Source organism: Micromonospora arborensis, assembly GCF_003205615.1.
GTDB lineage: Bacteria > Actinomycetota > Actinomycetes > Mycobacteriales > Micromonosporaceae > Micromonospora > Micromonospora arborensis.
The window spans coordinates 1-758 of the sequence record NZ_PYBV01000010.1; the positions used below are offsets into that span (position 1 = coordinate 1).

Sequence of the window (758 nt, forward strand, 5' to 3'; positions counted from 1 at the left end):
GGGCGGCCCGGATCTCCGGCTCCTCGCGCAACTCGCGGCGGATCTCGGCCCGGTCGGCCTCGTCGAGCAGGTTGTCCCCACCCAACGGGTCGGCGCCGATCCGTTCGGCCACCTGGTCGGCGAGCGCGTGCACGATCTCCGTGTCGAACAGCGCGCGGGCCAGGTTGTGCGGCCGGTCCACGCGGCGTACGCGGTCCCGGGCGGTCCGCACGGTCTCCGGGTCCAGGCTCAGCGCCTCCCGCTCGACCTCGATCTCCAGCGGCTCGTCCGGCACCCACTGCCGGTCCCGTACCGCCCGCGCCAGGACCTCGGCCAGCACGGCCCGGCCCTTGAGCGCCGCGGTCTCGGCGGGTTCGACCCGTTGGGCGCTCACCCCGGGAAAGAGATCACCCTGGGTACGCAGCAGCACGCCCGTCTCGGCCAGCGTCGGCAGCACCTGGGAGATGTAGCGCAGGAAGGTCGCGTTCGGGCCGACCAGGAGCACGCCCCGGCTGGAGAGCTCGCGCCGGTGCGTGTAGAGCAGGTACGCCGCCCGGTGCAGCGCGACCGCGGTCTTGCCCGTTCCCGGGCCACCCTGGACCACCATGACGCCGGGCAGCTCGGCGCGGATGATCTCGTCCTGTTCGGCCTGGATGGTCTCGACGATGTCGCGCATCCGCCCGGTCCGGCCCGCGTTCAGCGCGGCGAGCAGCGACGCCTCACCGGTCAGCTCCTCGTGGGCGCCGGGGGAGGCGGTGCCGATGTCGAGCACCTCGTCG

At 73.9% G+C, this 758-nt stretch carries 1 protein-coding gene; it reads right to left on the reverse strand.

The features are described from left to right. The coding region (locus C7C45_RS07610; RefSeq protein WP_146247290.1) for a UvrD-helicase domain-containing protein at positions 1-758 on the reverse strand (758 nt) is incomplete at both ends.